General features: G+C 70.7%; 24 protein-coding genes and 1 riboswitch. Of the genes, 12 read left to right on the top strand and 12 right to left on the bottom strand.

The window, feature by feature from the left end; all coding sequences use genetic code 11:
* Nucleotides 1–195 precede the first annotated feature (195 nt).
* Nucleotides 196–780, bottom strand: coding sequence for a helix-turn-helix domain-containing protein (locus AC1DYN_RS05910; protein WP_477958187.1), 585 nt, complete (start codon nt 778–780; stop codon nt 196–198).
* A 117-nt stretch (nt 781–897) separates the two neighbouring features.
* On the opposite strand from AC1DYN_RS05910, the gene AC1DYN_RS05905 reads away from it, so the two are divergent.
* The 5 genes from AC1DYN_RS05905 to AC1DYN_RS05885 all read left to right on the top strand — a co-directional run bounded on the left by AC1DYN_RS05905 (nt 898) and on the right by AC1DYN_RS05885 (nt 3,974).
* Nucleotides 898–1,611, top strand: a complete 714-nt coding sequence (locus AC1DYN_RS05905; protein WP_477958186.1) for an SDR family NAD(P)-dependent oxidoreductase — start codon at nt 898–900, stop codon at nt 1,609–1,611.
* Nucleotides 1,608–2,744 carry an S-adenosylmethionine:tRNA ribosyltransferase-isomerase gene (locus AC1DYN_RS05900; protein WP_477958185.1) on the top strand — a complete coding sequence of 379 codons (1,137 nt, stop codon included), beginning with the start codon at nt 1,608–1,610 and terminating at the stop codon, nt 2,742–2,744. The genes AC1DYN_RS05905 and AC1DYN_RS05900 overlap by 4 nt, the downstream gene beginning before the upstream one ends.
* Before the next feature lie 49 nt (nt 2,745–2,793).
* Complete coding sequence (locus tag AC1DYN_RS05895) at nt 2,794–3,387, top strand: chalcone isomerase family protein (protein WP_477958184.1); 594 nt, start codon at nt 2,794–2,796, stop codon at nt 3,385–3,387.
* 93 nt (nt 3,388–3,480) lie between these two features.
* Nucleotides 3,481–3,780 (top strand): hypothetical protein, encoded by a 300-nt coding sequence (locus AC1DYN_RS05890; RefSeq protein WP_477958183.1) that lies wholly within the window; start codon nt 3,481–3,483, stop codon nt 3,778–3,780.
* Complete coding sequence (locus AC1DYN_RS05885) at nt 3,780–3,974, top strand: hypothetical protein (RefSeq protein WP_477958182.1); 195 nt, start codon at nt 3,780–3,782, stop codon at nt 3,972–3,974. Before AC1DYN_RS05890 ends, AC1DYN_RS05885 begins: the two co-directional genes overlap by 1 nt.
* Before the next feature lie 3 nt (nt 3,975–3,977).
* Here the strand turns inward: AC1DYN_RS05885 and metW are convergent, their stop codons facing one another.
* The 6 genes from metW to AC1DYN_RS05855 all read right to left on the bottom strand — a co-directional run bounded on the left by metW (nt 3,978) and on the right by AC1DYN_RS05855 (nt 9,053).
* A complete protein-coding gene (metW, locus tag AC1DYN_RS05880) occupies nt 3,978–4,562 on the bottom strand; it encodes a methionine biosynthesis protein MetW (RefSeq protein WP_477958181.1) in 585 nt (194 codons plus the stop codon).
* Nucleotides 4,559–5,692 carry a homoserine O-succinyltransferase MetX gene (metX, locus tag AC1DYN_RS05875; RefSeq protein ID WP_477958180.1) on the bottom strand — a complete coding sequence of 378 codons (1,134 nt, stop codon included), beginning with the start codon at nt 5,690–5,692 and terminating at the stop codon, nt 4,559–4,561. The genes metW and metX overlap by 4 nt, the downstream gene beginning before the upstream one ends.
* A gap of 44 nt (nt 5,693–5,736) precedes the next feature.
* Nucleotides 5,737–5,814, bottom strand: a riboswitch (SAM riboswitch).
* Between the two features lie 11 nt (nt 5,815–5,825).
* Entirely contained in the window at nt 5,826–6,608 is a 783-nt protein-coding gene (locus AC1DYN_RS05870; protein ID WP_477958179.1) for an HvfC/BufC family peptide modification chaperone, read from the bottom strand.
* On the bottom strand, nt 6,605–7,447 hold the full coding sequence (gene bufB / locus AC1DYN_RS05865; RefSeq protein ID WP_477958178.1) for an MNIO family bufferin maturase: 843 nt from the start codon (nt 7,445–7,447) through the stop codon (nt 6,605–6,607). The genes AC1DYN_RS05870 and bufB overlap by 4 nt, the downstream gene beginning before the upstream one ends.
* A gap of 26 nt (nt 7,448–7,473) precedes the next feature.
* Entirely contained in the window at nt 7,474–7,731 is a 258-nt protein-coding gene (gene bufA2 / locus AC1DYN_RS05860; RefSeq protein ID WP_477958177.1) for a BufA2 family periplasmic bufferin-type metallophore, read from the bottom strand.
* 128 nt (nt 7,732–7,859) lie between these two features.
* Entirely contained in the window at nt 7,860–9,053 is a 1,194-nt protein-coding gene (locus AC1DYN_RS05855) for an amino acid aminotransferase (protein ID WP_477958176.1), read from the bottom strand.
* 128 nt (nt 9,054–9,181) lie between these two features.
* Here AC1DYN_RS05855 and AC1DYN_RS05850 point away from each other — a divergent pair, with 128 nt between their 5' ends.
* Nucleotides 9,182–11,266 carry a sensor domain-containing diguanylate cyclase gene (locus AC1DYN_RS05850; RefSeq protein ID WP_477958175.1) on the top strand — a complete coding sequence of 695 codons (2,085 nt, stop codon included), beginning with the start codon at nt 9,182–9,184 and terminating at the stop codon, nt 11,264–11,266.
* Here AC1DYN_RS05850 and AC1DYN_RS05845 read toward each other — a convergent pair.
* Entirely contained in the window at nt 11,191–11,688 is a 498-nt protein-coding gene (locus tag AC1DYN_RS05845) for a glutathione peroxidase (protein WP_477958174.1), read from the bottom strand. The genes AC1DYN_RS05850 and AC1DYN_RS05845 overlap by 76 nt on opposite strands.
* A 472-nt stretch (nt 11,689–12,160) precedes the next feature.
* Nucleotides 12,161–13,351 carry an acyl-CoA dehydrogenase gene (locus AC1DYN_RS05840; RefSeq protein WP_477958173.1) on the bottom strand — a complete coding sequence of 397 codons (1,191 nt, stop codon included), beginning with the start codon at nt 13,349–13,351 and terminating at the stop codon, nt 12,161–12,163.
* Between the two features lie 115 nt (nt 13,352–13,466).
* On the opposite strand from AC1DYN_RS05840, the gene AC1DYN_RS05835 reads away from it, so the two are divergent.
* Nucleotides 13,467–14,366 (top strand): LysR family transcriptional regulator, encoded by a 900-nt coding sequence (locus AC1DYN_RS05835; protein WP_477958172.1) that lies wholly within the window; start codon nt 13,467–13,469, stop codon nt 14,364–14,366.
* On the opposite strand, the gene AC1DYN_RS05830 is transcribed toward AC1DYN_RS05835, so the two are convergent.
* On the bottom strand, nt 14,357–14,542 hold the full coding sequence (locus AC1DYN_RS05830; RefSeq protein ID WP_477958171.1) for a hypothetical protein: 186 nt from the start codon (nt 14,540–14,542) through the stop codon (nt 14,357–14,359). The genes AC1DYN_RS05835 and AC1DYN_RS05830 overlap by 10 nt on opposite strands.
* Nucleotides 14,500–15,063 carry a TonB-dependent receptor domain-containing protein gene (locus AC1DYN_RS05825; protein WP_477958170.1) on the bottom strand — a complete coding sequence of 188 codons (564 nt, stop codon included), beginning with the start codon at nt 15,061–15,063 and terminating at the stop codon, nt 14,500–14,502. The genes AC1DYN_RS05830 and AC1DYN_RS05825 overlap by 43 nt, the downstream gene beginning before the upstream one ends.
* Before the next feature lie 88 nt (nt 15,064–15,151).
* On the opposite strand from AC1DYN_RS05825, the gene AC1DYN_RS05820 reads away from it, so the two are divergent.
* The 5 genes from AC1DYN_RS05820 to AC1DYN_RS05800 all read left to right on the top strand — a co-directional run bounded on the left by AC1DYN_RS05820 (nt 15,152) and on the right by AC1DYN_RS05800 (nt 21,017).
* Nucleotides 15,152–16,051, top strand: a complete 900-nt coding sequence (locus AC1DYN_RS05820; RefSeq protein ID WP_477958169.1) for a nucleoside hydrolase — start codon at nt 15,152–15,154, stop codon at nt 16,049–16,051.
* Nucleotides 16,052–16,126: 75 nt separating this feature from the next.
* Nucleotides 16,127–16,963: an esterase-like activity of phytase family protein gene (locus AC1DYN_RS05815; protein ID WP_477958168.1), complete on the top strand. Its 837-nt coding sequence runs from the start codon at nt 16,127–16,129 to the stop codon at nt 16,961–16,963.
* A 4-nt stretch (nt 16,964–16,967) separates the two neighbouring features.
* A complete protein-coding gene (locus AC1DYN_RS05810) occupies nt 16,968–17,540 on the top strand; it encodes an RNA polymerase sigma factor (protein WP_477958167.1) in 573 nt (190 codons plus the stop codon).
* Nucleotides 17,537–18,529, top strand: coding sequence for a FecR family protein (locus AC1DYN_RS05805; RefSeq protein WP_477958166.1), 993 nt, complete (start codon nt 17,537–17,539; stop codon nt 18,527–18,529). The genes AC1DYN_RS05810 and AC1DYN_RS05805 overlap by 4 nt, the downstream gene beginning before the upstream one ends.
* Before the next feature lie 97 nt (nt 18,530–18,626).
* Nucleotides 18,627–21,017 (top strand): TonB-dependent siderophore receptor, encoded by a 2,391-nt coding sequence (locus tag AC1DYN_RS05800; protein ID WP_477958165.1) that lies wholly within the window; start codon nt 18,627–18,629, stop codon nt 21,015–21,017.
* 336 nt (nt 21,018–21,353) lie between these two features.
* Here AC1DYN_RS05800 and AC1DYN_RS05795 read toward each other — a convergent pair.
* A partial coding sequence (locus AC1DYN_RS05795) for an amino acid adenylation domain-containing protein (protein WP_477958164.1) occupies nt 21,354–24,550 on the bottom strand: 3,197 nt, incomplete at its 5' end.

The raw sequence follows: 24,550 nt of genomic DNA, 5'->3' as shown, positions 1-24,550 counted from the left end.
CAGTCAGATCACGAAGCGTGCTGCGCACGCGGGCCTTGAAAGCAGCCAGCTCCGGCGCCCCATCCCTATTGGCGCTCCCCAGCCTGCCCGCCCGCGCCTTCGCCGAACCCGCGGCTTGGTGCGGAGATCCCGGATTGGCATCCGGGCTGCGAACACGGGGTAGCCCGGATGCCAATCCGGGAACGCCCCACGCCGCTAAACGCCTGCTTTCGCGAGCACCACGAGCGAGATGCCGCGCGCGGGTTCTTGTGCATCGGCGTTCTGATACGAATGCGGCAGGTTCCCCGGGAAGGCCAGCACCTCGCCCTCGCTGAGCGCATAGCGCTCGCCCGCCACCATCAGGTTCACGCGCCCGTCCAGGCAGGTGAAGAACTCGCGCGTGCCCGGCAGGTGCGGCGTGCCACCCATCACCGCGCCGGGCTCGAAGTCCATCACCTCCATCATTTCATCGGGCACCGACTCCGGGATCAGCACCCGCAGCCGCACGCCGCGCCCGCGCCCGGCCGGCCGGCTGCGCAGCGCGACCTCGTCGGCGGCCCAGTGGCGCACCATCGCGCGCGGCGAGGCCAGCAGCTCGTCGATCGGCACGCCCAGCGCACCGGCCACCTTCACCAGCACCGCCAGCGACGGGTTGCCGTCACCGGACTCCAGCGTGGCCATCGTCGAACGCGGCAGCGAGGCGGCCTTGGCGAGCCCGTCCTGCGTCAGGCCGCGTGCATGGCGCAGGCTGACGAGGTTGCGGGCCAGGTGGCTGGCGGTCGGGTCGGAGGGCTCATCCATGGCATGCATTGTCACCAGATGACGGCGGATCGGACGCTTCGCCAATCTGACGGACCGCCCGCTGGGCGCCGCGGACCACGCTGCCTATCGTGCAGCCATCACTCCACGGAGCCTTCCATGAACACCCTTCGAGACGATCCCATCGCCGGCCTGCGCATCGCGGTGACCGGCGGCACCTCCGGCCTCGGCCTGGCGCTGGTGCGCGCGCTGTCGGCGCGCGGCGCCCGCGTCGCCTTCATCGCCCGCGACGCCGCCCGCGTGCGCCGAATCGCGCAGGACATCCCCGGCAGCCACGGCATCGCCGGCGATGTCTCGCGCAAGGACGACATCCACCCGCTCGCGCTGCAGGTCACCGCCGCGCTGGGCGGGCTGGACGTCCTCATCAACAACGCGTCCAGCCTCGGCCCGGTGCCGCTCGCGCTGCTGGCCGACACCGATTGCGAAGACCTGGAGACGGCGCTCGCGACCAACCTGCTCGGCCCGTTCCGCCTCGGCAAGGCGCTGCTGGGCGCACTGGCCGCCTCGGCCCGCACCGGCGCGCAGGCGCTGGTGCTCAACATCAGCAGCGATGCCGCGGTGACGCCGTACCCCGGCTGGGGTGCTTATGGCGCCAGCAAGGCGGCGCTGCACCACCTGAGCCGCATCTGGGACGCCGAGCTGCGCGAGCACGGCGTGCGCGTGCTGTCGGTCGACCCCGGCGACATGGACACGCCGCTGCACGCGGCCGCCGTGCCCGACGCCGACCCCGCCACGCTGAAGCAGCCGGCCGACGCGGCACGCGTCATCGTCGCGCTGATCGCCAACACCGTCGCCCACCCGGAGTTCGCATGAAAGCCGCTCACCAACCCACCCAGCGCCCGCGCGACGCGCGCCTGCTGGTGCTCGACGCCCAGGGCGTGCTGCACCACGCGCAGCGCTCGCAGCTCGCGCGCTTCCTGCGGCCGGGCGACCTGCTGATTGCCAACGATGCGGCCACGCTGCCCGCCAGCCTGGGCGGCATGCATGCACGCAGCGGCGCCGTCGTCGAGGTGCGCCTGGCCGGCCGCCGCTCGCTCGAGGTCGACGCGGTGCGCGACTTCACTGCGATCGTCTTCGGCGCCGGCGACCACCGCACGCGCACCGAGGACCGCCCGGCGCCGCCACCGTTGCGCGCCGGCGACCTGCTGCAGCTCGGGCCGCTGCAGGCGCGCGTCGAACGCCTGCTCGGCCACCCGCGGCTGATCGAGCTGCGCTTTGCCGGCACGCCCGACGAGATCTGGGCCGGCATCGCCCGCCATGGCCGGCCCATCCAGTACGCGCACGTCGCTCAGCCGCTCGCGCTGTGGGACGTGTGGACGCAGGTGGCGGCGCTGCCGGTGGCCTTCGAGCCGCCGTCGGCCGGCTTCGTGCTCGACTGGCAGATGCTGCACGCGCTGCGCGAGCGCGCGATCGGCTTCGCGACGCTCACGCATGCGGCCGGCATCTCGTCGACCGGCGACGTCGCCCTCGACGCGCGGCTGCCCTTCGACGAGCCCTACCACCTGCCCGAAGCCACGGTGCAGGCGATCGCCGACACGCGGCGCAGCGGCGGGCGCATCGTCGCGCTCGGCACGACCGTGACGCGGGCGCTCGAACATGCCGCCGCGCAGGCGCTGCCGCTGCGCCCGGGCATGGGCCTCGCGACGCAGCGGCTGGGCCCGGCGTCGCGGCTGCGCGTGGTCGATGCGATCGTCAGCGGCACGCACGAACCCGGCAGCAGCCACCATGCGCTGTTGCAGGCCTTCGTCGACCCCGTGCTGCTGCGGCGCGCCGATGCGGCGCTCGAGGCGGGCGGCTACCGCACGCACGAATTCGGCGACTCGGTGCTGGTCGAGGCCTCGCGCGAAATCGGCCGCCAGCCCCAAAGATCACCGCGCCAAGCTTCACGAACGATCGTGCGATCCGGGGCGGAGTCAGGGTGTGCGGGCTTGTTGCGGCCGGCATAAGCCCGAATAATCGGCGCCATCCAAGAAACAGATGGCCCCGAGGAGACGCATGACCCCGTTCCGCACGAATGCTGCCGCCGCCACGTTGGCCGTGGCCCTGGCACTGACCGTGGGGGCCGCGCAGGCCGCCACCACCTCGACCAAGTTCGAGCCGCTGATGCAGGTGCAGGGCACGCCGCTGCTGCTGAACGGAGCCGGCACGCGTTTCCGCGCGATCTTCAAGGTCTACGACCTCGGGCTCTACACGACGAAGAAGGTCGGCACCGCCGACGAACTGCTGGCGCTGCCGGGCCCGAAGCGGCTGCAGTTCACCGCGCTGCGCGACCTGCCGGGCACCGACCTGGGCCGCCTGTTCATCAAGGGCATGTCGGAGAACTCGCCGAAGGAGATGGTGCAGAAGCACACCTTGTCGGCGACGCGGCTGATCGAGATCTTCTCCGGCCGCTCGAAGATGGCGACCGGCGAGACCTTCGCGATGGAGTTCGTGCCCGGCAAGGGCACCACCTTCTACATCATGGGCCAGCCGCAGGGCGAGCCGGTGGGCGACGCCGAGTTCTTCGCGATGGTGCTGAAGATCTGGGTCGGCAGCGCGCCGGCCGACCACCTGCTGAAGGCGGCGCTGCTGGGGCACGACAAGGAATAGGGCAGCCCGAAGCGCCCCAGAGCCCCCGCGCTTGCCAGTGCCTCGCGGATCATGTACATATCATGTCCATGACCCATTCCGCGGGAGCACGCCGTGTCCGGAGCCGTTGAACGCATCGTGGTGCAGGCCACGTCCCAGGAGAAGAAGGCGATCGCCGCGAAGGCCGAGCGGCTCGGCCTGCCGATTTCCGAGCTGATGCGCCGCGGCGCGGCGGCCTATGAATCCACCGAAGGCGAGGCCGACCTGATCGCGCTGGCCGATGCGGCCAAGGCCGCCGCCGACCGGGCTGCCGCGTCGATCGACGATGCGCTCGACTTCATCGCCGCCAGCAACAAGCGCATCGCCGCGATGGAAGCCAAGGCCGCCAAGACCCCAGCGCGCAAGGCCGCTTGATGGGGGTCACCGAGAAGATCTGGAGTGCGTTCACCTCCGTCATCAAGCTCGAGGACAAGGTCAACCGCCAGTCGGAGGCGATGAAATCCCAGCAGCAGAAGATCGAAGATTTGACCGGCCGGGTGATCCGGCTCGAGGCCCAGCTCGAACTGCTGACCGGTGCGGCGCTGCTCAAGCGCCTGAAGAACGACTGAAGCTCAGGCCTTCTCGAACTTGAACACCGCGACGCTGGCCGTCAGGTTCGGCCGGCGCCGGCGCACCGTGCCGTTCTGGATGCCGAAAGAATCGATGATCTGCAGCCCGCTCTTGCGCGCCAGCACCTCGAAGTCGGCATAGGTGCCGACGCGGATGTTCGGCGTGTCGTACCACTCGTAGGGCAGGGCCTTGGTCACCGGCATGCGGCCGGTCGCGATGCGCAGCCGGTTGGCCCAGTGCGCGAAGTTCGGGAAGCTGACGATGCCCACGCGGCCGACGCGCGCCGTCTCGAGCAGCATGCGTTCGGTGTTGCGCAGGTGCTGCAGCGTGTCCAGCTGCAGCACCACGTCGAAGCTGCGGTCCTCGAACATCGACAGGCCTTCCTCGAGGTTCAGCTGGATCACGTTGACGCCGCGCTGCGTGCAGGCCAGCACATTGGCGTCGGCGATCTCGATGCCGTAGCCCGTGCACTGGCGCTTGTCGCGCAGGTGGGCCAGCAGCTCGCCGCTGCCGCAGCCGAGGTCGAGCACGCGCGAGCCGGGCGGAACCATCTCGGCGATGAGTTCAATGTCTTTCCTGTCGCTCATGCCCCGAACTCCTTCGCGATGTTGTCGAAGCGAGCCCGCAGCACCCCGTGGTAGCGCACGTCGTCGAGCAGGAAGGCGTCGTGCCCGTGCGGCGCGTCGATCTCGGCGTAGCTGACGTCGAAGCGGTTGTCGAGCAGCGCGCGCACGATCTCGCGCGAGCGCTCCGGCGAGAAACGCCAGTCGGTCGTGAAACTGACCAGCTGGAACTTGCAGCGCGCGCCGGCGAAGGCCGCGCTCAGGTCGCCACCGAACTCGCGCGCCGGGTCGAAATAGTCGAGCGCGCGCGTGATCAGCAGGTAGGTGTTGGCGTCGAAGTACTCGCTGAACTTGTCGCCCTGGTGGCGCAGGTAGCTCTCGATCTCGAACTCGATGTCCTGCGTGCTGTAGCCCGGGGCGCCGGCCTTGAGCCCACGGCCGAACTTGGCCTCCATCGCGTCGTCGCTCAGGTAGGTGATGTGGCCGATCATCCGCGCCACGCGCAACCCGCGCTTGGGCACGACGCGGTAGCCGTAGTAGTGGCCGCCGTGGAACTCGGGGTCGGTGACGATGGCGCGCCGCGCCACCTCGTTGAACGCGATGTTCTGCGCCGACAGGTTGGGCGCGGTGGCCACCGCGATGCAATGGCGCAGCCGGTCGGGGTGCCGCAGCGACCAGCTCAGCGCCTGCATGCCGCCGAGGCTGCCGCCCAGCACCGCCGCGAGCTGCGCGATGCCCAGCCGGTCGAGCAGGCGCGCCTGCGCATCGACCCAGTCTTCCACCGTGACGACCGGGAAGTCGGCGCCGTAGACGCGACCGGTGGCCGGGTCGACGTGCATCGGCCCGGTCGAGCCGAAGCATGAGCCGGGGTTGTTGACGCCGATCACGAAGAAGCGGTCGGTGTCCAGCGGCTTGCCGGGGCCCACCAGGTTGTCCCACCAGCCCTCGCTGCGCGGCTCGCCGGCGTAGGTGCCGGCGACGTGGTGCGACGCGTTCAGCGCATGGCACACCAGCACCGCATTGCTGCGGTCGGCATTCAGCGTGCCGTAGGTTTCATAGACGAGCGTGTAGTCGCCCAGCCTCGCGCCGCTGCGCAGCGGCAACGGATCGGTGAACGGCATCACCTGCGGTTTGACTTCACCCACGGAACCCATGTGGAGCGCACCCCAAAAAAGAAAACCGGCGTCGCCAAGAATCGGGACACCGGTGTGCGTCCTGTCTTTAGCTGCATTTATAGAGCGCCCGCAAGCCGGAACAAATCAGCGCTGGCCGGCAGTATACGGCCCCTCAGGCAGCGTGCTCCGGGGGGACCAGCAAGCCCTCGGCCGCCCACTGCTGGATCGCGCCGACCACGCCCGCGACCGCCTGTTCGTCGCCGAGTTCGCGGCCGCCGATCGCGCACAGCGCAGTGAAGTCGCTGCCCTGCATCGCCGCCGCCAGCAGGCCGGCCTCGAAGTCGCTCGCCGCGGTGCGCCAGCGCGTCTCCAGTGCCGGGCGCCAGACGATCAATGCGTGTTCGCCGGCTTCGGGCTCCGGCAGCTCCGGGTCGTCGCCGCCGGCCTGCAGCGCACGCCAGGCCGGTTCGACCCGCCAGGCCAGCGCGAGCACCTGCACGCTCGGATGGAAGCGCAGCACGCGCTGCGGCCAGCCGTCGGGCGGCAGTGCCGCCAGCCCGGCCGGCGTCAACGGCGTTGCATCGCCTGCATCGAAGGCATCGCGCAGTGCCCATTCCATGCGGGCCAGGTCGACGAAGGCCGGGTGCGGCACCAGCTCGCTGTTCGCCACCATGAAGTCGGCCAACCGGTGCCCGAACCAGCGGATCGACGGATGCCGCGACGGGTGTGCCTGGAGGTAGGCCTCGGCCAGCGCATCGAAGGCCTCGTCGCCCATTGCGCGCGGCAGCACGCCATGGTTGTCGCGCAGCGCGGCGACGAGCCGGGCGCGGTAGGCGTGTTGGTAGATGTGCAGCAACGGTTCGTGCCGGGCGGGCTCGCGCAGCAGGCCCTCTGGCGCGGTGCCGCCCAGCATCGCGCGATGCAACTGGCGCTGTTGTTCCTGCAGCGTCGTCATGCCGTTGCCGCCTTGTCCAGCGCCGCGGCCGCCACCGCGCGCGCCTGGTCCAGCTCGTCCAGCAGCTCGGCCAGCGGCGGGATGTGGTCGTCGCGCTCGATCATCGCCGGCACCTCGCCGAGCCGCCGCACGGTGTAGGCATAGAGATCCCACACCGCCGGGCACACCGGGTGGTCGTGGGTGTCGACCAGGTGATCGCCGTGGTCTTCGTGCCCGGCCAGGTGGATCTGCCGCACGCGTTCGCGCGGCATCGCGTCGATGAAGCGGCGTGCGTCGAAGCCGTGGTTCACGCTGCTGACGTGCACGTTGTTGACGTCCAGCAGCAGCTCGCAGTCGGCGCGCTGCAGCAGCTCGGCGATGAACTGCCACTCGTTCATCTCGTCGGCCGCGAAGGCGACGTAGCTGGACACGTTCTCCAGCACCAGCCGCCGGCCCAGCAGGTCCTGCACCTGCTGCACGCGCGGAACCAGGTGGCGCAATGCCGCCTCGGTGTACGGCATCGGCATCAGGTCGTGCAGGTTGTGGTGGTCGACGCCGGTCCAGCACAGGTGGTCGGAGATCCACGCGGGCTCGACGCGATCGGCCAGCGCCTTCAGGTCGCGCAGGTAGCCGGCATTCAACGGGTCGGTGCTGCCGATCGACAGCGACACGCCGTGCATCACCATCGGGTGATCGCGGCGGATGCGGTCCAGGTGGTGCAGCGGCTGGCCGCCGGGCACCATGTAGTTCTCCGAGATCACCTCGAGCCAGTCGACGCGGCGCGCGAGCGCGCGCTCGCTGAAATCGCCGTAGTGCTCGGTTCTCAGGCCGAGCCCGAAGCCGTGCAGCGCGGTGTTCATGTCGGTGCCGGCTTCGGGGGACCGCCTTACTTCAGCACCGTGCCGCCGGCGCTGGTGCACTCGGCGGCCGTCTTCTTGCCGACCCAGCCCTGGCCCTTGCAGCTGTTCTGGCCCTTGCAGCCGCTCTTGGCGGTCTGGCACTCCGAGGTGCCCTTGCAGCTGTTGACGCCGGCGCACTTGACGCTGCCTTCTTCGGCGGCCTGCACGCTGGTGGCAACAGTGCCCAGCGAGAACAGGGCGGCGGCGGTGGTGGCCAGGGCGAGGCCGGATTTCAGGTTCAGCATGATCGGTTCCTTCAGGTTGGTGTGGGGGTGCAGCCGATGCGTCGGCTTGCCTGCGTCTGTCGACCCGTGCTGGACGGCCTTACACGCGACCTGAAAGAACTTGTTGCGCTCGGGGGGGGGTGCCCGGGCTACTTCAGCACCTCGGCCATCGCGACGGCCGTCGCCTCGACGTTGCCCGAGTTGAGGCCGGCCACGCACATGCGGCCCGAGCGCACCAGGTACACCGCATGCTCCTCGCGCAGCCGGTCGCACTGCTGCGGGCTCAGCCCGGTGTAGCTGAACATGCCGCGCTGGCTCAGGAAGTAGCCGAAGTCGCGGCCCGGCAGCTTGGCCGTCAGCACCGCATGCAGCTTCTCGCGCATCGCCTTGATGCGGGTGCGCATCGCGTCGAGCTCGGCCGCCCACTGCGCGTACAGGGCCGGCGTCTGCAGCACGCGCGCGACGATCTGGCCGCCGTGCGTCGGCGGGCTGCTGTAGTTCTTGCGGATCGTCGCCTTCATCTGGCCCAGCACCAGCGCGGCCTCGGCCGCGTTCGGGCACACCACGCTCAAGCCCCCGCAGCGCTCTCCGTACAGCGAGAAGCTCTTCGAGAACGAGCTTGCGACGAAGAAGCTCAGCCCCGCGTCCGCCAGCGCGCGGATCGCGAACGCGTCCTGGGCGATGCCGTCGCCGAAGCCCTGGTAGGCGATGTCGACGTACGGGATCAGCTTGCGCTGCGCCAGCACCGGGATCAGCTCGGCCCACTGCGCCGCGCTCAGGTCGRCGCCGGTCGGGTTGTGGCAGCASGCGTGCAGCAGCACGATGCTCTTCTCGGGCAGCACCGACAGCGCGGCCAGCATCTCGGCAAAGCGCACGCCGCCGGTCGCCGCGTCGTAGTAGGGGTAGGTGCTGACGGTGAAGCCGGCGCCTTCGAACATCGCGCGGTGGTTGTCCCAGGTCGGGTCGCTGACCCAGACGTTCGAGTTCGGGAAGTAGCGCTTCAGGAAGTCGCCGCCCACCTTCAGCCCGCCCGAGCCGCCCAGCGTCTGGATGGTCGCGACGCGCCCGCTCGTCACCGCCTCGTGCGTGGCGCCGAACAGCAGGTGCTGCACGGCCTGGCGGTAGTTGGCCGCACCTTCCATCGGCTGGTAGGGGCGGGCGCCGATCGATTGCAGCATCGCGCTCTCGGCCTCGCGCACCGCGCGCATCACCGGCAGGCGGCCGGCATCGTCGAAGTAGATGCCGATGCTCAGGTTGATCTTGTGCGGCCGCGGGTCGTGGCCGAAGGCCTCGTTGAGGGTCAGGATGGGATCGCCCGCGTAGGCGTCGACGTGCTCGAACATGGTGGCTGCCTTGGGTGGAGAAGTCTGTGTCGGATGGAAATTATCGGCGACCCTCTCCCTTCAGTGCCGATGGCCTGGGCCGATATCCACCGCACGAGGTGTAGCCAGTGTCCGTCAGATCGATCAGCATGAAGGCCCATTGGGCGGCTTACGTCACCGTGGTGACCTTGGCCGCTGCCGCCTTCGTGGCCGCGTGGTCGGCCCGCCAGGACCGCCTGTGGGGCGAGATGCAGGATGCCGCGCACGAGGCGGCACGAGAGGTCAGCCTGTCGACCCGCTCTGCGCGCGACAGCGTCTTCATGCTGCAGGGCGTGGCCAACGGCCTGTTCCAACAGGAGGCCATCGAGCTGAGCGAGGCGCACCGCAACGCGCTGGCCGAGCGGCTGGACGTGCCGAACACGATCGTGCTGCTGCCCATCGTGCGCGCCGCGCACCGCACCGCCCGCGCCTCGGTCAACAACCATGCCGATTCGCCGGCCTTCAGCATGGCGGGCAGCAAGCCCGGCCCGAAGAGCGCGCTCGGCCGCGAGATCGAGATCGCGCTGTCGCTCGGGCCGGCGCTGATCCATGCCAAGACCACGCAGTCGGCGGCCGCCGCGGTGTACTACCTGTCGGGCCGGGGCTTCCACCTGATCTACCCTCCGGCCTCCGACGACCTGCAGCTGTTCACGCCCGACATGCTGCGCCGCGACGCCTACCTGAACGGGCTGGTCGAGCGCAACCCGGGGCGCGCGCCGGTCTGGTCGGCTTCGTACGACGATCCCAAGGGCAACGGCCTGGTCAGCACGCTGGCGATCCCGATCGACGATGCCGATGGCAACTACCGCGGCATCGCGGCGATGGATTTCCAGCTCGACAACCTGTCGCAGTACGTGCGCCGGCCGGCGCTGGGCATCGCCACCGCCTTCATCCTGGACGACAAGGATCGCGTCATCGCGCACCCGACGATGGTGGGCGGCGCCTCCGACAAGGCGCCGACGCTGGCCGAGGTGGCGCAGCGGGCTGGTGCGGCCGGCGACTGGAGCCCGCTGCGCACCGCGCCGGCCAACAACCGCCAGCGCCTGGGCGCCGACCTGGCCCTGGTCTACGACATCGAATCGACCCCGTGGCGCTATGCGATGGTGGTCGACAGCGCGCAGCTGCGCTGGGCCGCGCTGCGCACCATGCCGCTGGAAGCCGGCGTGCTGGTGGCGCTGCTGCTGTTGCTGGGCTATGCCGAGAAGCGCCGCCGCGAGGTGGTGGTGTCGCTGCGCCGCAAGGCGGCCGAAGACGTGCTGCAGGCCGCGCCCGCGCCGGTGGCGGTGCTGCGCCAGGCCGACCTGTCGATCGTGCTGGCCAATGCCGCGCTGCTGCGGCTGTTCGGCGACGACGGCCAGGCCGATGCGGCGGCGGCGCAGCAGAGTGCGCACGCGCAGCTGCACGACCTGATCAAGAGCCTGTCGTCGCAGGCGCAGATCCAGCCTGGCCGCGTCAACGAGATGTGCCTGCACCGCGGCGACGACACGCCGTTCTGGGTGCTGGTGCGCTGCGTGCCGATGGTGCACGAGGACGAGCCCGGCTGGCTGTGCAGCCTGACCGAGGTGACCGCGCTGAAGCAGGCGCAGAGCCAGCTCGAGACGCTGGCCACGACCGACCCGCTGACCGGCGCGCTGAACCGCCGTGCCATCGCCATGCGCGGCTCGGCCGAGCTGAAGCGCGTTGCGCGCACCGAGAGCAGCTTCGCGGCGCTGCTGCTGGACATCGACCATTTCAAGCGCGTCAACGACGAGCACGGCCACCTGGCCGGCGACCGCGTGCTGCAGGCGGTGTCGCGCGCCTGCCAAGCGGCGCTGCGCGAGGTCGACGTGTTCGGCCGCTGGGGCGGCGAGGAGTTCGTCGCGCTGCTGCCCGAGACCGGGCACGACGGCGCGGTGGCGGTGGCCGAGCGGCTGCGCGTCGCGATTGCCGCGCTGTGCGTCGAGGACGATGCCGGGCGGCCGATCCGCCCGACCGTCAGCGTCGGCGTGGCCGGCTGGCAGCCGGGCGGGGACACGCTGGAGGCCTTGCTGTCGCGCAGCGATGCGGCGCTGTACGTCGCGAAGGCGACCGGGCGCAACCGGGTCTGCGTGGCACCGGCGGGCAATGCGCCGGTCGAGGTTCAGCCGGCCGCGGGTGCGGCCAGCGCGGCCTCGATGTCGGCCGACAGCGATTCGGGCGTGTCGGTCGGCGCATAGCGCTTGATCACCTGGCCGTCCTTGCCGACCAGGAACTTCGTGAAGTTCCACTTGATCGCCTTGGTGCCGAGGATGCCCGGGGCTTCGGCCGTCAGCCATTTCCACAGCGGGTGGGCTTCGCCGCCGTTGACGTCGACCTTGGCCATCATCGGGAAGCTGACGCCGTAATTGAGCTGGCAGAACGACGAGATCTCGTCGTTGGTGCCCGGGTCCTGGTGGCCGAACTGGTTGCTCGGGAAACCCATCAGCACCAGGCCCTTGTCGGCGTACTTCTTGTTCAGCGCCTCCAGCCCGGCGAACTGCGGCGTGAAGCCGCAGGCGCTGGCGGTGTTGACGAACAGGATCACCTTGCCGCGCTGCGCCGCGAGGCTTGTGGGCTTGCCGTCGATGGAGGTGGCTTCGAAGTCGTAGGCGGTGGTCATCGGGGTCTCCTTTGTCCTTTGATCTACGCCATGGTACGCATTTGCCGAACCAGCATCTCTTTTGGGCGAGAACACAAGCTCGGTGTGTGCATGGTGCAGGCCGTTCGAGAACGGGGTCTTGTATCTGTAGCCCGGATGCCAATCCGGGATCTCCGCAAGAAGCCGCTGCTTCGGCAAAGGCGCGGGCGGGCAGGCTGGGGAGCGCCAATGAGGATGGGGCGCCGGAGCTGACTGGTTTCGAGGCCCGCGTGCGCCAGCACGCTTCGTGGTCTGACTGTCGCCGACTGTTTGACCACAGCGAGCGAAGCGAGCGGAGGGAGTTTCGGCGACGGGCCTTGAAACCAGGCAGCGCAGGGTAGTCATCGCCCCCAGGGGCGATGACCGCTCCGTCCGGCGCGCCCCAGCCTGCCCGCCCGCGCCTTTGCTCGCACGAGCGTACGAACGAACGAACAAACCCGGATTGGCATCCGGGCTACGARAACGCRGCAATCCCGGTCTGGGCCCGGCCGAGGATCAATGCATGCACGTCGTGCGTCCCCTCGTAGGTGTTGACCACCTCCAGGTTCACCAGGTGCCGCGCCACCCCGAACTCGTCGCTGATGCCGTTGCCGCCCATCATGTCGCGCGCCAGCCGCGCGATGTCCAGGCTCTTGCCGCACGAATTGCGCTTCATGATCGACGTGATCTCCACCGCCGCCGTGCCCTCGTCCTTCATGCGCCCCAGCCGCAGGCAGCCCTGCAGCCCCAGCGTGATCTCGGTCTGCATGTCGGCCAGCTTCTTCTGGATCAGCTGGTTGGCCGCCAGCGGCCGGCCGAACTGCTTGCGGTCCAGCACATACTGGCGCGCACGGTGCCAGCAGTCCTCGGCCGCCCCCAACGCCCCCCACGCAATGCCGTAGCGCGCGCTGTTCAGGCAGGTGAACGGGCCTTTCAGCCCGCGCACCTCGGGGAAGGCGTTCTCCTCCGGGCAGAACACGTTGTCCATCACGATCTCGCCGGTGACGCTGGCGCGCAGCCCCACCTTGCCGTGCACYGCCGGCGCGCTCAGGCCCTTCCAGCCCTTCTCGAGCACGAAGCCGCGGATCGCSCCGCCGTCATCCTTGGCCCACACCACGAACACGTCGGCGATCGGGCTGTTGGTGATCCACATCTTGGCGCCGCTCAGGCTGTAGCCGCCCTCCACCTTGCGCGCGCGCGTGACCATGCTGCCCGGGTCCGAACCATGGTCGGGCTCGGTCAGGCCGAAGCAGCCGATCCACTCGCCGCGCGCCAGCCTGGGCAAATACTTCTGCTTCGTCGCCTCGCTGCCGAACGCGTGGATCGGCACCATCACCAGCGACGACTGCACGCTCATCATCGAGCGGTAGCCCGAGTCGACGCGCTCGACCTCGCGCGCCACCAACCCGTAGCAGACGTAGTTCAGGCCGGCACCGCCATAGGCCTCGGGAATCGTCGGGCCGAGCAGGCCCAGCTCGCCCATCTCGCGGAAGATCGCCGCATCGGTGCGCTCGTGGCGAAAAGCCTCGAGCACGCGCGGCGCCAGCCGGCCCTGCGCGTAGTCGTGCGCGGCGTCGCGCACCTGGCGCTCGTCGGCCGACAGCTGCTGCTCGAGCAGCAACGGGTCGTCCCAGTGGAAGCGCGGGATGGAGTGCGTTCTGCTCATCTGAAAGTCCGGACGGAAAAATGGATGGCACCGACTCTAGAATGACCGCCGTTCGTGGACAAACGATTTATCCGCACCCACCTGTGCGATATCGGAACTCCGAGGCCCACCCTGCATGCGCCGCAAGATCCCGCCCACCGCCGCGCTCGCCGCCTTCGAGGCCGCGGCCCGCCACCAGAGCTTCACGCTGGCCGCCGATGAACTCGCGGTGACGCAGAGCGCCGTGTGCCGCCAGGTCGCGGCCCTGGAGAGCTTCGTCGGCGTCAAGCTGTTCCGCCGCACCCGCCGCGGCGTGCTGCTGACCGAGGCCGGGCAAACCTACAGCCGCAGCGTGCGCTCGCGGCTCGACGAGGTGGAACGCGACACGCTCGAAGTGATGTCGCGCGCCGGCGCCGGCGGTGCACTGGAACTCGGCGTGGTGCCGAGCTTCGCGACACGCTGGCTGCTGCCGCGCCTGCCGGATTTCCAGCGCGCGCACCCGGACATCACGCTGCACCTGAGCGCCCGCACCCGCCCCTTCCTGTTCGAAGGCAGCGGCCTCGACGCAGCACTCTATGCCGGCGAGGCCGCCTGGCCGGGCACGCAGGCGCTGCGCCTGATGGACGAGCCGCTGCTGGCCGTCGCCAGCCCGGTGCTGCTGGGCTCGCGCCGGCGCCTGAAACCGGCCGAGGTGGCCCGCCTGCCGCTGCTGCACATCGGCACGCGACCCTACGCCTGGCGCGAATGGTTCGGCTCGCTGGGCCTGGCCGTCGAGCACGACATGCGCGGCGCCCGCATGGAGCTGTTCTCGATGCTCATCGAGGCCGCCACGCACGGCCTCGGCGCGGCCCTGGCCCCGCCCTTCCTGATGCAGCCGGAGCTCGAACAGGGACGGCTGCAGCCCCTGCTGCCGCACGAGTTCCGCAGCGGCCGCGCGTACTGGCTGGCCTGGCCGGAGCAGAAGGCACACGACCCGGCCCTGCAGGCCTTCGGCACCTGGCTGCAACACCAGGCCGGGCCCACCCCTCAGAGGTGAACCTTCAGGCCCACGACGAAGGTCCGCGGGCTGCCCAGGAAATACCGCCCCGAAGTGAGCGGGTTCGACGTCGTCAGCTCCGCGCCGAGCCCGCCGATGCAGTGCTCGTTGAACAGGTTGTCGACGTTGAAGGTCAGCTCGGCTTGCCGTTCTGGATCGAGATGCGATCGCGGCAATCGATGTCGTACACCTGGACCGAGAAACCCGCGGTCCGCCCCAGCCAGCGCACGCCGACGTCCTTGTTGATGGACGTCTCGGGCCGGATGCCGTTCTTCGCATCGACCGCCGCCGTGCCCTCGAACACCGAGTCCGGGATCGCGCTGAAGTTCTTCGAGCCCCTCGCGAACACCTCCCACTGGTCGCCGATGCGGACCAGCGGCGCGATCTTCGGCAACAGGCCCGAGTTGACGCTCAGCTCGCGCGTGCCGAAGAACTCGACCGGCGAACGGTAGGTCTCGCTGAAGCGCTGGTAGGTCACGCCCAGGTCCAGCTCCATGCGGTCGCCGAACAGGCTCATGCGGTCCTGCGCATAGGCCATCGACGCGTTCGACTTGTTGTGCCGGTCCTGCGTGATCGAGTACAGGCTGCTCTCGGCATGGTCCCCGCTGGTCTTCGGGTCGGTCGCCTGGTACCCGTTGCGCGTCTTCGTGCGGTCGATGTGCTCGTACCAGCCGCACGGTGCAGGCGGTGGCCGCACGCTCGGGCTTGCCGACCTTCGCGAACCTGCGTACCGTGCTCGGCGACGCGGTCGACGCACCGCCCGACACCGAAGCGGAGGATCTCCCATGCTGAACATCGTGCTCGACTGCGACCCCGGCATCGACGACGCACTCGCCGTTCTGATGGCCGCGGCCGCGCCGGAGCTGAACCTGCTCGGCGTCAGCTGCGTGGCCGGCAACCGGCCGGTGGACGCGACGACCGCCAACACGCGGCGGCTGCTCGACCTGGCCGGGCGCGAGGCGACGCCGGTGTACGCCGGTTGCGGGCGGCCGCTGGCATCCCCCGAGGCGCGTTGCAACCTGGTGCACGGCGAGGATGGGCTGGGCGGCGTCGCGCTGCCGCCGTCGCGCGGGCCCGAGTCCGAGCATGCGGTCGACTGGCTGGCGCGGGTGCTGCTGGACGAGCCGGCCGGCAGCGTGACGCTGATCGCGATCGGGCCGCTGACCAACCTGGCGATGGCCGAGATCCGCCGGCCCGGGCTGCTGCAGCGTGCGCGCGAGCTGCTGGTGATGGGCGGGGCGGCGTTCCGGCGCGGCAATGTCACGCCGGCGGCGGAGTTCAACTTCTGGGCCGATGCGACGGCGGCCAGCGTGGTGCTGAATGCCGGTGCGAAGCTGACGCTGTTCGGCCTCGACGTGACCGAGCAGGCGGTGATGGGACCGGAGTGGATCGCGTCCTTCGGCCGGCTGGGCACGCGCACCGGCGATGCGGTGCGGCACATGCTGGCGGCCTATGCATTCAAGGACCCGCTGCTGCACGATGCCTGCCCGGTGGCGTATGCGCTGCAGCCAGCGCTGTTCAGCGGCCTGGCGCTGAAGGTCGACGTCGACCGCACACCCGGGCCCGAGGAAGGCCGCATGCGCGTGCTGCCCGACGCGCCGCTGCCGCTGTCGACGGTGATCACCGGTGTCGACCGCGAGGCCTTGCTGCGCCTGGTGCATGAAGAGATTGCGCGACTGCCGTAGCCCGGATGAGAATCCGCGATCGTTCACATGGCGACGCCGCCCCGGATGGGCATCCGGGTTACACGGAGACGGGCGATGAGATGGCGCGCGGCGTGCGGGCTGCTGCGGCACTTCGGCGGCATCTCGGGGGCCGAGCGCGATGCAGCGTCGGACACCTGGCTGATGGTGAGCGACGGCAAGTCCGAAGAGGCACCGGCGCGCTTCTACACGCTGCGGCTGCGCATCGATGAACACGGCATCAGGCCGATCGAACCGCTGGCAGTCACCGAGCTGCTGCAGCCCGACGGCACGCGCTACCCAGGGCTGGCCGAGGCGCGCGGGCGACCCGGTGCGGTTGTGCCCGACATCGAGGCGCTGCGCATCGACCCGCAGGATGGCAGCGTGCTGTATTCGAGCGAAGGCGACCGCCGGCTCGTCCTGGATCCCTTCGTGCGCCGCGCCGATCGCGATGGCCGCTTTCTCGGCGAGCTGGCGTTGCCGCAAAGGCTGCGCATGCACCGCGACGAAGGGCGCGGCCCGCGCCACAACCTGAGCCTGGAGGGGCTGGCCTTCACGCCCGATGCGCAGGCGCCGTGGATCGCGATGGAAGCGCCGCTGTACGAGGACGGCGTCGGCGAGATCCTCGCGATCGGCGCGCGAGGCGGGCGAGTTCCGTTTCCGCTTCCATGTCCGGCTGTACGAAGCGGATTTCTCGCTGGCGAGCGACGTGGCCGGCGTGGATTCGCTGGCCGGTGCCGACCTGCGCGTCGCCACCAAGCRCCTGCTGCTGGACCTGAACGAGGCCGGGCTGGGCGAGATCGACTACTTCTCGCCGCACCAGCGCAACCAGTTCATCGTGCTGGAGGTGCTGCCGCGCTGAGCAAGCGCAGCGACGACTGGGGGGCTATACTAGATGCGAACAATTCTCATTGAGCTGATGCGCGAGCTGATCCAGGAACTGGTGGACCACGTGGCGGATTTGCGCCGGCAGCTGACCCGCGAGCTGCGGGATCCCCAGCACGCGGCCGACATCGCGCAGTCGAGCTTCGAGCGCGTGTTCGTCCAGGCGCTCGGCGCCGGCGACGCGATCGCCTCGCCCCGCGCCTTGCTGTTCCGCGTCGCGCGCAACCTCTGCATCGACGAGGCACGCCATCGACAGGTCGCGCAGAATTGGCTGGCCCATCAACCGATGGCCGGGCTGCACGCGACCGCCCCGTCCTGCGAATACGTGCAGGCGCAGCGCCAGGTGATCCGCCGCGTCATCGAGACGCTGGAATCGTTGCCGCCGCTGCGCCGCGAGGTCTTCCTGCTGTTCCGCGCCTACGGCTTCACGCGCACCGAGATCGCCGGCCGGCTGCAGCTCGGCGAGGCGGCCGTCGCCAAGCACCTGGTGCGCGCCGCGCTCGACTGCTCGCGCGTGTTCGCGCAGATGCAGGGCCAGTTGCTCGATGCGCCGGCCGTGCCCCTGCGCCTCGGCTTCAGCGCGGCACTGGCGGAGGAACACGCGTGACGGCACCTGCCGAGAAGCTGGTCGAGCATGCCCTGGGGCTGATCGTGCAGAGCGAGGTGGCGCCGCCCCGGGCCGCCCGCAATGCACTGGCGCGGCTGCAGCAATGGATCGGCGCGGCCCCCGAGCACGCCGCCGCGGCCGACGAAGCGCGGCGCCGCTGGCAGATGCTCGACGGCATGTCGCAGGACCTGCGCGGACACTTCGACCCGCCCGCTGTCGCCTCGCCCGGCCGCCGCAACCTGCTGCTGTCGATCGCCGCCCTCGGCGCGGCCACCCTCGCAGGCCGACTGGGCTGGCGGTACTGGCACGCGCCGGTCTTCAGCGCCGGCTACAGCACGCGCCCGGCCGAAATGCGCCAGCTCAGCCTGCCGGATGCGCAGCCGGGCAGCCAGCTGGCGCTCGGCGCCGACACCGCGATCGACGTCACGCTGTACCGGCAACGCCGCGTCGTCCGGCTGGACGGCGGCGAACTGCGCTGCGACGTCGCCCATGACGCCGCACGGCCGTTCCAGGTGCTGACCCGCGATGCCCGCATCGAGGTGGTCGGCACGCTCTTCAACCTGCGCGACCGCGGCGGCGCCCTCAGCGTGGGCGTCGAGCGCGGCCAGGTGCGCGTGGCGCTGCGCGACCCGCGCACCGGGGCTGCCGCCGATGCCTACGGCGACCCGGTCGACCTTGTCGCCGGCGAGGTGCTGGAGGTGCGCGACGGCACGGCGCTGCCGGTCCGTCGTGGCGATGCGTCGGCGCTGGCGGCCTGGCGCGACGGCTGGCTGGTGTTCCAGGACACGCCGCTGCGCGAGGCGCTGGCCACCGTCAACGCCTACCGCCCCCTCCCCATCGTCAGCGCCGATCCGCGGGTCGACGCATTGCGCCTGTCGGGCCGTTTTCCGCTGCGCGACTCGGCCGGCTTGCTGGCCACCCTGCCCCAGGTGCTGCCGTTGAGCGTGCGCATGCGCGCGGACGGCAGCGCCGAGCTCACCCTGCGTTGACGCCAGCGTTGCGGGCCGGGCTGTCCCACTTCGGGCGGCTCATCCGTCTAAGCCAGCAAGAACCACCCTTCCTGCTGACTTTCACTGGAGTAACCCGATGCATTCCCTCCCCCGCCAGCGCCTGCTGGTCGTCGCGCTGGCCGCCGCCTTCAACGGCACTGTCGCCTTGCCCGGCGCCTTGGCCCAGACCCCCGCGCCGCAGGCCGAAATCCCGGCGTTCGACGTGCAGGTGCCGGCCCAGCCGCTGGGCGACGCGCTGAACGAGCTGTCGCGCCAGGCGCAGGTGCCGATCCTGGCCGCCGGCGAGCTGGTGGCGGGCCGGACCTCGCGCGCGGTGTCCGGCCGGCTCAGCGCGGCGCAGGCCCTGCAGCAGATGCTGGCGGGCAGCCCGCTCGAAGCGACGCGTGCCGCCAACGGCGGTTTTGCGATCCGCCAGGCGGTCGCCGCCGCCCCGGTCGCCGCGCCCGAGACCACGCTGCCGGTGCTGAATGTGCGCGGCCGCAGCGATGCCGAAACCGCCGGCTACGTCGCCCGCCGCGCCAGCACCGGCACCAAGACCGACACGCCGCTGGTCGAGGTGCCGCAATCCATCTCGGTGATCGGCAGCCAGGAGCTGGAGGACAAGGGCCTGACGACGCTGACCGATGCGCTGGCGCAGACGGCAGGCGTCACCGTCAACCCGTACGGCTTCGATTCGCGCGGGCTCGACTGGGTGCTGCTGCGCGGCTTCGACGGCTGGTACACCAGCAGCTTCCGCGACGGCCTGGCCCAGAACGTCGGCATCACCTTCCTGGGCGTGCAGACCGAGGTCTACGGCCTGGAGCGGCTCGAGGTGCTGCGCGGCCCGTCGTCGGTGCTGTTCGGCAAGGGCGACGTCGGCGGCGTGGTCAACCGCGTCAGCAAGATCCCGAGCGCCGATGCGCTGCGCGAGATCGGCGTGCAGGTGGGCCGCTACGACCGCAAACAGGTGATGGCCGACCTGGGCGGCGCGCTCGATGCCGACGGGACGCTGCGCTGGCGTGTCGTCGGCCTGGGGCTGGACACCGGCACGCAGGACCAGTACCCGAACGGCGAGCGAATGAAGCAGAAGCGCCAGTACCTGGCACCGTCGCTCACCTGGCAGCTGGGCCCGCAGACCTCGCTGACGCTGCAGGCCGAGGTGCTGCGCGACGACGGTTCGGACGACGTGCAGTACGTGACCGCTGCCGACGGCTCGCCGACGAGCGTGAAGGAAGGCGACCCGGGCTACAGCCGCATCGAGACCGGCTCGGATGCGATCGGCTGGCAGCTGTCGCACCGCTTCGACGGCGGCTGGCAGCTGCAGCAGAAGATGCGCTACGCCCACCGCACGTCGGACAAGCACCACATCCTGTCGTTCTTCGACACCGACCCGAACACGCTGGAGCGCCAGGCGCGGCACGACGTCGAGTCGGTCGACGAGACCGGCCTGGACACCTCGGTGCAGGGCCGGCTGGACACCGGCGGCGTCTCGCACACGCTGCTGTTCGGGCTGGATGTCGACCGCAGCCGCGCCGAATGGCAGCGCTGGCAGGACATGACGACGCCGCTGGACATGGCGAACCCGGTGTACGGCATCTCGATCGCCGAACCGACGACGAAGGCGCGCGACAAGCAGGTGATCAGCGAGCAGGTGGGCCTGTACGCGCAGGACCAGCTGCGCTTCGATTCGCACTGGGGCCTGACCTTCGGCCTGCGCCAGGACCGCGTGAAGTCCAGGCTCGACGACCGCCAGTCGGCGCTGCAGGACCAGCGCACCGACAACGCGACCACCGGGCGCGTGGGCGTGGCTTACCAGGTCGGCAACGGCTGGGCGCCGTACGCGAGCTATGGCGAGTCCTTCGTGCCGGTGATGGCGGTCGACGACGACGTGCTGTTCGATCCGAGCCGCGGCAAGCAGGTGGAGTTGGGCGTCAAGTACATGCCCGGGGACAGGACGGTGTCGTTCACGGCGGCCGTCTTCCACCTGGAGAAGACCAACGTGGTCTCGTACGACCCGGTCGACTTCGTGCCGCACGCGATCGGCAAGGTGCGCTCGCGCGGGCTGGAACTGGAGGCGAAGGCCGCGTTGACGAAGCAGCTGCGGCTGACGGGTTCGTTCACCGCGTTGAACATGAAGGTGCTGTCCAGCGCGATCGATTCGGAGGTCGGCAACATGCCGATCCTGACGCCGAAGCAGACGGCGTCGGTCTGGCTCGACTACGCGCTGGGCGCCGAACTGATGCCGGGCATCAGTGTCGGCGGCGGCCTGCGCTACGTCGGCAAGCGCTGGAACGACGGCGCCAACACCTCGTACGAGCCGGGCTACACGCTGGCGGACGCGGCGGTGCGCTATGACAACGGGCCGTGGCGCTTCGCGCTGAACGTCAGCAACCTGTTCGACAAGGAGTACCTGGCCGGCCGCGCGTACGGCAGCTACTTTCGCGGCAACGAACGCAACCTGGTGCTGACCGCGAAGTACCGGTTCTGAACTTGTAGCCCGGATGCCAATCCGGGTTCGTGTGCCTGTGCGAGCAAAGGCGCGGGCGGGCAGACTGTGCCGCGCCGGATGGAGCGGTCCTCGCCCCGGGGGGCGAGGACTCCCCTGCGCTGTCTGCTTCCAAGGCCCGCCGCCGAAACTCCCGCCGCTCGCTTCGCTCGCTGTGGTCAAACAGTCGGCGACAAGTCAGTCCACGATCGCGCTTCGCGCGGGGCCTTGAAAGCAGCCAGCTCCGGCGCCCCATCCTGATTGGCGCGACACAGCCTGCCCGCCCGCGCCTTTGCCGAACCAGCGGCTTGGTGCGGAGATCCCGGATTGGCATCCGGGCTACAGGTTCTCGGCGAGATGGGCGTGCAGTTGCGGACTGCGAATGATGTCCAGGTGAGTCGCTCCCGCCACCACGTGCGTCGACAGCACCGGCGCGTGGTTCTCCCAGGCCCGCAGCACCCCCGGCCCGCCCAGCGACTGCTCTGCATGGAACACGTGCACCGGCGTCTCGATGCGCTGGTACGCGTAGCGCGATCCCTGCGCGCGCTTGTCGATCGTCGCCCACAGCAGGTACTCGGCCGCATCGTCGCCGTCGCCGTCCAGCGGCAACACCTGGTCGTCCAGCAGCACCTGCTCGGCCAGGCCGGCGCGCTCGCCGTCGTCCAGGCGCGCCAGCAGTTCGCGCCATCGCGCCGCCATCGTCGAGCGGCCGAGCCAGGCCTCGATCTCCTGCTCCGCCAGCACGCGCTGACCGGCATCGATCGCATGCCTGGCCTCCAGCGGCTCGGTCTCGAACACGTCCACCATGCCGACGAAGACCACCTCGACCCGCCCCTGCAACTGCCGCGCGACCTCGAAAGCCAGGTCGCCGCCCGACGACCAGCCGAGCAAGGCGCAGCGGCCCCGCGTCGCCGTGGCCTCGATGCAGGCCGCGTACTCGCCCGCCAACGCCTCGACCGCAAAGCCGCGCCAGCGCTGGCGCGTGTAGACATGGCTGACGAAGGCATGCACCGGGCGCGTGCCTTTCAGCGCCTCGGCCAGCGGCAGGAACTCGCGCGAGTTCACGATCATGCCGGGCAGGCAGTACAGCGCCACGCCCTCCCCCTGCGCCTGCAGGCACACCGCATCGTGCTGCTGCTCGAAACGCTGCTGCAGCCGCAATGCCAGGTCGCGCAGCCGCGTCGCCTGCATCACCTCCGACAAGGCCAGCCCCGCGCCGCCCGGCACCTGCCGGCGGATGCGTGCGATCAGCTTCAGGCTGCGGATCGAATCGCCGCCGAGGCCGAAGAAGTCATCGTCGCGGCCGACACGGTCCAGGCCCAGCACCTCTTGCCAGATGCGCGCCAGCGCCTCTTCGACCGGCCCGCACGGCGCTTCGGACGGGGCAAGCGCTTCGCGCACGGCAGGCCGTGGCAAGGCCTGGCGGTCGACCTTGCCGTTCGCCGTCAACGGCAAGGCGTCGAGCACGGTGATCGCCTCCGGCAGCAGCCAGGCCGGCAGGCCGTGCTGCAGCGACAGCCGCAGCGCATCGCCGTCCAGCATCTCGCCGGCACGCGGCACCACGTACGCCCACAGCGCCCCGTCGGTCGCCACGACCACCGCATCGGCCACCGCGGGAAGCTCGCGCAGCCGCGCCTGCAGTTCGCCCGGCTCGACCCGGTGGCCGCGGATCTTCACCTGGTCGTCGCTGCGGCCCAGGAAGCCCAGCGCCCCATCGCTGCGCTGCCACACGCGGTCACCGGTGCGGTACAGCCGCTCGCCGTCGCCGAACGGCGACGCGACGAAGCGGCTCGCCGTCAGCCCGGGCCGCCCCAGGTAGCCGCGCGCGACACCCGGCCCGCCGACGTACAGCTCGCCGGCGATGCCGGGCTGCACCGGCTGCAGCGCGTCGTCCAGCACGAAAGCCGACATCCGAGCGATCGGGCGGCCCAGCGGCAGCGTCTCGCCATCCGTTGCAGGGCCGTGCACCAGCATGCCGACGCAGGTCTCGGTCGGCCCGTAGTGGTTGACGATGCGCAGCCCCGGCCGCAGCGCGCGCACCGCCGCCAGCAGGGCCGCATCGGCCGCCTCGCCGCCCAGCACCAGCGTGTGCGCCGGCAGCACATCCTGCGGGCGCGCTGCGTTCAGCAAGCCCTTCAGGTGGCTCGGCACGATCTTCAGCACGTCGATGCGCTGCCGCGCCATCTGCGCCGCGAACGCATCGGGATCGAAGGCGGCCGCAGTGTCGAGCAGCAACAGGCTGCCGCCGGAACACAGCGCGCCGAACAGCGCGGTGTGCCCCAGGTCGGCCGCCACCGTCGACACCATCGCGAAGCGCAGCCCCTCGGGCAGGGCCAGCCGCGCCAGCAGCGCCTGCGCATAGTTGGCCAGCGCGCGGTGCGACACGACCACGCCCTTCGGCTGGCCGGTCGAGCCGGAGGTGTAGACCACGTAGGCCGCCTGGTCGGGCAACAGCGCCGGCAGCGCCCGGTGCGGCACGGCGGGCAATGCCTCGAAGCCCGGGCTCCAGACCGGCAGCGCCGTCCAGGCCACCGGGCCGGCCGCCAGCACGGCGCGCGCCCCGCAGTCGCGCACCAGGTCCTGCAGGCGCTGCTGCGGCAAGGCCGGGTCCAGCGGCACGAAGACGGCACCGGCCTGCAGCACCGCCAGCATCGCCAGCACGAACTCGCTGCAGCGCTCGTACAGCAGCACCACGCGGTCCTCGGGGCCGATGCCATGGTGCTGCAGATGTGCCGCCCAGCATCGAGCAGCATGGGCCAGCTCGGCATGGGTGCGCGGGCCGTGCCGGTCGACCAGCGCCGGCGCGTCGGCATGCCGCACCGCGCCGTCGGCCCACAGTGCCGGCACGCTGTCCCAGGCCCAGCGGGCCGGCTCGCCGTGCAGCACCGCGCCCGTGCCCGGCAGCGCCGTCGACGCCAACGGCCGCCGCGGGTCCTCGGCCACCTGGGCCGCCAGGTGCTGGAAGGCCTGCGCCAGGCGCTCGGCCGTCGCGCGATCGAACAGGTCGCAGGCCCACGCCAGCTCGAAGCCCAGTCTGTCGCCCTGCTCGACCAGGTCCAGGCTCAGATCGAAGTGCACCTCGTCGACCGCGATGCCCTCGACGTCGATCTGCAGGCCGCCGGCCGGCGCCGCCACCGGCCCGCCGGTGTTCTGCGACGCGCACTTGACCTGGAACAGCGGATTCAGGCCGGCGCCGCGCTCGATGCCCAGCGCCTCGACCAGCTGGTCCAGCGGCAGGTCCTGGTGGCGCTTCGCGGCCAGCAGCCGCTCGCGCACCAGCGCCAGCAGGTCGACGAAACCGGCCTGCGCATCGATGCGCAACCTCAGCACCAGCACGTTCGTGAAATGCCCGACCATGCCGGCCAGCTCGGCGCGATCGCGGTTGGCCGTCGGCGCCCCGATGCACAGGTCGCGGTCGCCGCCGTAGCGGTGCAGCAGCAGCGCGAGCAGCGCGACCGCCAGCATGTAGGCCGACGCGGCCTCGCGGCGCGCCAGCGCCGCCAGCGCGGCGCCGCTCTCGCGCGGCAGCGTGAACC

The organism is Rhizobacter sp. P2_D12 (genome assembly GCF_056404395.1).
This window is presented reverse-complemented; position numbering and strand designations above follow the sequence as displayed.

Bases quoted from the DNA above. Each gene is read 5' to 3' on its own strand.
- AC1DYN_RS05800 (WP_477958165.1), top strand. From the start codon at position 18,627: ATGCATTCCCTCCCCCGCCAGCGCCTGCTGGTCGTCGCGCTGGCCGCC.
- bufB (WP_477958178.1), bottom strand. From the start codon at position 7,447: ATGAACACCGCGCTGCACGGCTTCGGGCTCGGCCTGAGAACCGAGCAC.
- bufA2 (WP_477958177.1), bottom strand. From the start codon at position 7,731: ATGCTGAACCTGAAATCCGGCCTCGCCCTGGCCACCACCGCCGCCGCC.
- AC1DYN_RS05910 (WP_477958187.1), bottom strand. From the start codon at position 780: ATGGATGAGCCCTCCGACCCGACCGCCAGCCACCTGGCCCGCAACCTC.
- AC1DYN_RS05895 (WP_477958184.1), top strand. From the start codon at position 2,794: ATGACCCCGTTCCGCACGAATGCTGCCGCCGCCACGTTGGCCGTGGCC.
- metX (WP_477958180.1), bottom strand. From the start codon at position 5,692: ATGGGTTCCGTGGGTGAAGTCAAACCGCAGGTGATGCCGTTCACCGAT.
- metW (WP_477958181.1), bottom strand. From the start codon at position 4,562: ATGAGCGACAGGAAAGACATTGAACTCATCGCCGAGATGGTTCCGCCC.
- AC1DYN_RS05900 (WP_477958185.1), top strand. From the start codon at position 1,608: ATGAAAGCCGCTCACCAACCCACCCAGCGCCCGCGCGACGCGCGCCTG.
- AC1DYN_RS05850 (WP_477958175.1), top strand. From the start codon at position 9,182: ATGAAGGCCCATTGGGCGGCTTACGTCACCGTGGTGACCTTGGCCGCT.
- AC1DYN_RS05905 (WP_477958186.1), top strand. From the start codon at position 898: ATGAACACCCTTCGAGACGATCCCATCGCCGGCCTGCGCATCGCGGTG.
- AC1DYN_RS05835 (WP_477958172.1), top strand. From the start codon at position 13,467: ATGCGCCGCAAGATCCCGCCCACCGCCGCGCTCGCCGCCTTCGAGGCC.
- AC1DYN_RS05810 (WP_477958167.1), top strand. From the start codon at position 16,968: ATGCGCGAGCTGATCCAGGAACTGGTGGACCACGTGGCGGATTTGCGC.
- AC1DYN_RS05870 (WP_477958179.1), bottom strand. From the start codon at position 6,608: ATGACGACGCTGCAGGAACAACAGCGCCAGTTGCATCGCGCGATGCTG.
- AC1DYN_RS05885 (WP_477958182.1), top strand. From the start codon at position 3,780: ATGGGGGTCACCGAGAAGATCTGGAGTGCGTTCACCTCCGTCATCAAG.
- AC1DYN_RS05820 (WP_477958169.1), top strand. From the start codon at position 15,152: ATGCTGAACATCGTGCTCGACTGCGACCCCGGCATCGACGACGCACTC.
- AC1DYN_RS05845 (WP_477958174.1), bottom strand. From the start codon at position 11,688: ATGACCACCGCCTACGACTTCGAAGCCACCTCCATCGACGGCAAGCCC.